Annotated in this window: 5 protein-coding genes; all 5 read right to left on the reverse strand. The window is 41.5% G+C overall.

Annotated elements, in window-relative coordinates; translation table 11 throughout:
* Positions 1 to 147: 147 nt before the first annotated feature.
* Complete coding sequence (locus tag AB685_RS25500) at positions 148 to 996, reverse strand: DUF72 domain-containing protein (RefSeq protein ID WP_047973395.1); 849 nt, start codon at positions 994 to 996, stop codon at positions 148 to 150.
* A gap of 165 nt (positions 997 to 1161) precedes the next feature.
* Positions 1162 to 2559 carry a Fe-S cluster assembly protein SufB gene (gene sufB / locus AB685_RS25505; protein WP_047973396.1) on the reverse strand — a complete coding sequence of 466 codons (1398 nt, stop codon included), beginning with the start codon at positions 2557 to 2559 and terminating at the stop codon, positions 1162 to 1164.
* A 60-nt stretch (positions 2560 to 2619) separates the two neighbouring features.
* Positions 2620 to 3057 (reverse strand): Fe-S cluster assembly sulfur transfer protein SufU, encoded by a 438-nt coding sequence (gene sufU, locus AB685_RS25510; RefSeq protein ID WP_047973397.1) that lies wholly within the window; start codon positions 3055 to 3057, stop codon positions 2620 to 2622.
* Positions 3047 to 4267 carry a cysteine desulfurase gene (locus AB685_RS25515; RefSeq protein ID WP_047973398.1) on the reverse strand — a complete coding sequence of 407 codons (1221 nt, stop codon included), beginning with the start codon at positions 4265 to 4267 and terminating at the stop codon, positions 3047 to 3049. Before AB685_RS25515 ends, sufU begins: the two co-directional genes overlap by 11 nt.
* The coding region (gene sufD, locus AB685_RS25520; RefSeq protein ID WP_047973399.1) for a Fe-S cluster assembly protein SufD at positions 4267 to 5524 on the reverse strand (1258 nt) is incomplete at its 5' end. The genes AB685_RS25515 and sufD, both read right to left, overlap by 1 nt.

Below are 5524 nucleotides of genomic sequence, written 5' to 3' on the forward strand. Positions count from 1 at the left end.
CAAGAGTGGTGCTTAAAATTAAGAGTGCTGGCACCACAATAATTCCTCCACCCAACCCGAGTAAACTTCCAAACGTGCCTGCAATAAGGCCAACAATAATGAGTACTATCCACTCCATAAAAAGGACCGTCCTTTATTTTTCTTTTATCATTCCGAAAATAAATCAAGTTGTCTAGGAGCAAGCCCTGTATATTCAATGTCCATTAAAGAAATCATCTCTTRGGCATTGCCAGCAGCATCTCCCCCTGAGTTATTATTAAAAATCATGTAGATCGTTTTCGACTCGTTTTTAAGTTGTTCGAGGTTTCTCTTCCATTCCTCAAGTTCATGGTTTTTATACTGATATAAATAGCGTACATCTCGCCACTTCCCATTCCCAGGATCATTCCAGCCATGACGATTTCGACCGTGCATACGAATTAATGTCTTTTCTTCATTTGTCGCTTGCAACACGGTTGGAATTGAACCGATACCTGCCTGTGGCTCATCGCAAATGCTATGAATCCAATTTTCTTCTTTCATAAAGGAAAGGGTTCGTTCTCTCATACCTGTTGTAAACCAAGTCTGGTTGCGGAATTCAAGTGCACAAGGGATATTCTTTAATTGTTCTTTGACAAAACGTATGTAATCAACATGCTCTTTTTTGCAATCAAACCAAGGTGGGAATTGGCATAGAACCATCGCAAGTTTTCCAGCTGTTAGAAGTGGTTGAAGTGACGCGATAAAAGCTTGAAACATCTCTTCTCGCGTATCAAATGGGGCTGAGCCTTTCTGGTGCCCGGTCATTCCTTGATACGCTTTCACAATAAATTGAAAGCCAGGTGGTGTCTCTCTTGCCCACTTTTCCATGTTACGCAATGGTTGAACGGCATAAAAAGAAGAATCTAATTCAACAATCGGAAAAAAACTTGAATACGTCTCAAGCTTAGCATGACTTGGTGTTCCCTCATATAAATCATCATGATCTCCCCAACCCGCTAATCCAATATATATCAACGAACTCACCTTTCCTTTTTGAAGAAGATAAAGTGTAGTAATTGTGTTGCTGCTAGTAAATGACGTTTAATCGCCAAAGGTTGTAATATGTAGAAAAGAAAAGCGAATCCATTATGGACCCGCTTTTCATACGTGCAAAGCACGTTCTCAATCATAATCCAATCCTTAACCGATTGAACCTTCCATCTCAAACTTGATAAGACGGTTCATTTCAACGGCATACTCCATTGGAAGTTCTTTTGTAAATGGCTCAATGAAGCCCATTACGATCATTTCTGTTGCTTCTTGCTCAGAAATACCACGGCTCATTAAGTAGAAGAGCTGGTCTTCAGATACTTTTGAAACCGTCGCTTCATGCTCAAGTGTGATGTTGTTATTTAAGATCTCATTGTATGGGATCGTATCAGATGTTGATTCGTTATCCATAATCAATGTATCACACTCAATTTTCGATTTAGACCCTTCAGATTTACGTCCGAAGTGACAAATACCACGGTATGTTACTTTACCACCGTGCTTTGAAATTGATTTTGAAACAATGGTTGAAGAACAGTTCGGCGCCAAGTGATGAACCTTTGCACCAGCATCTTGGTGTTGCCCTTTACCCGCGATAGCGATTGAAAGGATCGTACCTTTTGCTCCTTCACCACGCATAACAACTGCTGGGTATTTCATCGTCAGTTTTGAACCGATGTTACCATCAACCCATTCCATTGTTGCCCCAGCATCTGCAACGGCACGCTTTGTTACGAGGTTGAAGATGTTTGGAGCCCAGTTCTGGATCGTAGTATAACGGCAATATGCATTTTTCTTTACGATGATCTCAACAACCGCACTGTGTAGTGAGTTCGTTGAATAAACAGGAGCTGTACAACCTTCTACGTAGTGAACAGAACTATCTTCATCAGCAATGATTAGCGTACGCTCAAACTGACCCATGTTCTCAGAGTTAATACGGAAGTAAGCTTGAAGTGGCGTATCCGATTTAACCCCTTTAGGCACATAGATGAATGATCCACCAGACCATACCGCAGAGTTTAAGGCTGCGAATTTGTTGTCAGTTGGAGGAATAATCGTACCAAAATGTTCTTTGAAAATTTCTTCATGCTCGCGTAAAGCATTATCTGTATCAGTGAAAAGAATACCTTGTTCAGTAAGCTCTTCTTTCATACTGTGGTAAACAACCTCTGATTCGTACTGAGCCGATACACCTGCAAGGTACTTTTGCTCAGCTTCGGGAATTCCAAGCTTATCAAATGTGTTTTTGATTTCTTCAGGAACTTCATCCCATGATTTCTCCGACTTCTCAGATGGCTTTACGTAGTACGTAATGTCATCAAAGTGAAGTTCAGAAAGATCGCCACCCCATTGAGGCATAGGCATTTTATAAAATTGCTCTAACGATTTCAAGCGGAAATTAAGCATCCATTCAGGCTCGCTTTTCATACGTGAAATTTCTTCTACGATCTCACGAGTTAAACCACGTTTTGAACGGAAGATTGATACGTCACGATCCGAGAACCCGTATTTGTATTCACCGATTTCAGGCATTTTTTTAGCCATTTCGGAAAACCTCCTTAGATTGGTGCTTACTCTCACTATAACAAAAGTGAGAATAAACCTCTATTCTTTTTCGTTTAGGCCTTTCTCCATTGCTTTCCATGCGAGTGTTGCACATTTAATACGCGCTGGAAACTTTGAAACCCCTTGAAGTGCTTCAATATCACCTAAATCAAAACGATCTTCATCATACTCTTTTCCAAGCATCATATTAGAGAAGAGCTCAGACATTGCGATCGCTTCCTCAGCTGTTAAGCCTTTTACCGCTTGAGTCATCATTGATGCAGAAGCTAGGCTGATTGAACAGCCCTCTCCTACAAACTTCGCTTCAGAAATACGATCGCCTTCTAACTTCATTTGAATCTGTATACGATCACCACATGTCGGGTTGTTCATGTTGACTGTTAAAGTGTCTCCATCAAACTCTCCGCGATTTCGTGGATTTTTATAATGATCCATAATCACCTGTCGATACAAGGTATCAAGGTTATTAAAAGACATCGCCAAAGTACTCCTTTGTTTTTACTAAGCTCYCTTTGAGGGTATCTACATCTTCTTTTGAATTGTAAATGTAGAAGCTGGCTCGAGCCGTTGCTGTTACGTCAAGCCATTTCATGAGTGGCTGAGCACAGTGGTGACCTGCTCGAACCGCAATTCCCTCTGCATCAAGGACAGTCGCCACATCATGAGGATGAACATCATCTARATTGAATGTCACAACGCCTGCACGATGCTTTGGTCCAAAAATCGTCATTCCATCAATCTCGGAAAGACGCTCCATTGCATAGAGAGCTAGCTCATGTTCGTGCTTTTCAACTTCATCTAGACCAATCTCATTGAGAAAATCGATGGCAGCACCTAGACCAATTGCTCCTGCAATAATCGGTGTACCGCCTTCAAATTTCCAAGGTAACTCTTTCCATGTTKATTCTTGAAGTCCAACAAAATCAATCATCTCGCCACCAAACTCAATAGGTTCCATCTTGTTTAGTAACTCTTTCTTACCGTACAAGGCACCAATTCCAGTTGGCCCACCCATCTTATGACCTGAGAATGCGAAGAAATCACAATCTAAATCACGTACATCGACCTTCATATGAGGGGCACTTTGCGCTCCATCAACAACCATAATCGCACCGTTACGATGAGCAATCTCTGCAATTTCTTTAACAGGATTGATCGTACCAAGTACGTTTGACACTTGCATCACTGAGACAATCTTTGTTTTCTCACTGATTATCTCTTCAACATCTTTAAGGTCAATCGTACCGTCGGGTTGAAGTGGCAAATACGTTAATGTTGCACCAGTCGCGCGCGCTACCTGTTGCCACGGGATGATATTGCTGTGATGTTCCATTGGCGTGATGACAATTTCATCACCTGCCGAAAGATTAGCACGACCATAGCTTCCTGCTACAAGATTTAGTGCAGTTGTGGTACCACGAGTAAAGATAATCTCTTCAGCTGATGTTGCATTAATAAACGTACGAACCTTCTCACGCGCTCCTTCATATTCATCGGTCGCCATTGTTCCTAGTGTATGAACACCACGGTGCACATTAGAATTATAACGACGATAATAATCATCAAGCTTTTCAATGACGGATGCAGGCTTTTGTGAAGTCGCTGCACTATCAAGATAGACAAGAGGATGTCCGTTTACATGTTGGTCAAGAATCGGAAAGTGTTTCTTGATCTCAGCTACGTTCATTACAGAACTTTCCTTTCAATTGCTTCACGCAATTGCTCTTTTACTGACTCGATCGGTAATTGAGTGACAACAGGAGCTAAGAAACCATGAATAACAAGTCTTTCCGCTTCTTTACGAGAGATACCACGGCTCATTAGGTAGAACATTTGAAGTGGATCAATACGACCTACAGAAGCAGCATGACCTGCTGTTACATCATCTTCATCAATAAGAAGAATTGGGTTCGCATCTCCACGCGCTTTTTCACTAAGCATAAGAACTCGCTCCGTTTGTTCACCATTTGATTTCGTAGCACCATGCTCAATCTTTGTGATCCCGTTAAAGATTGCTGTTGCGGAATCACGCATAACACCATGCTTTAAAATATATCCTTCAGAATTCTTCCCGTGATGGAAGATCTGTGTTGTGAAATTTTGTTTTTGGTTGCCGCGACCAATAGTAACAGTTTTCGTATCTGTCCAAGAACCATCCCCTACTAGATGAGTTGTGTTCTCTGACACTGTGTTTCCATCGTTCATTTGACCAAGCGCCCACTCTAGACGAGCATCACGATCAACATGTCCACGACGTACAACATACGTAGTCACATTGCTTGAAAGGTTGTCCACTGCTCCAAATGCTACTTTAGCTCCTTGTGCTGCATATACTTCAGCGACAATGTTTGCTACTGTTGCATCTTCACTAAGTGATACATAGTTTTCAACGTAAGTGACTGAGCTATTCTCTTCTGCTACAACGATTACATGGTTGAATAAACCAGCATCTTTTGCACCAAGCGCATAAACCGCTTGAAGAGGCACTTCTACTTCTACATTACGTGGCACATAGATAAATGCTCCTCCATTAAGTAACGCAGCGTGTAGAGCCGTTAGACGGTTTTCGTCAACTTGCACAGCTTCACCGAAAAGATATTTCTTCACAAGGTCCTCATGCTTAGCTACAGCCGTTGCAAGATCTGTGAAAATAACACCTTTGTCCGTTAATTCTTTAGAAGTCTTTGTGTATACAGTTGAACCATCTTGTTGAGCGAGAAGGGATTCTACTTTATCTTCTTCACCAACAAGGTTACGAATTCCCTCAGCAAGAGAAGCGACATTATCTGCTGCTTTTACTTCAGCAAGGTTATAGCTACCAGCTGTGAAATTCCATTTATCTATTTTCGTTTTATCAGGTTTTGGAAGAGCAAGCGTATCAAAAAGCTCTGCTCCTTTTAAACGGATGTCTTTAAGCCATGTTGGCTCATTGCGTCCATCCGAG

The sequence above is a fragment of the Bacillus sp. LL01 genome (genome assembly GCF_001037965.1).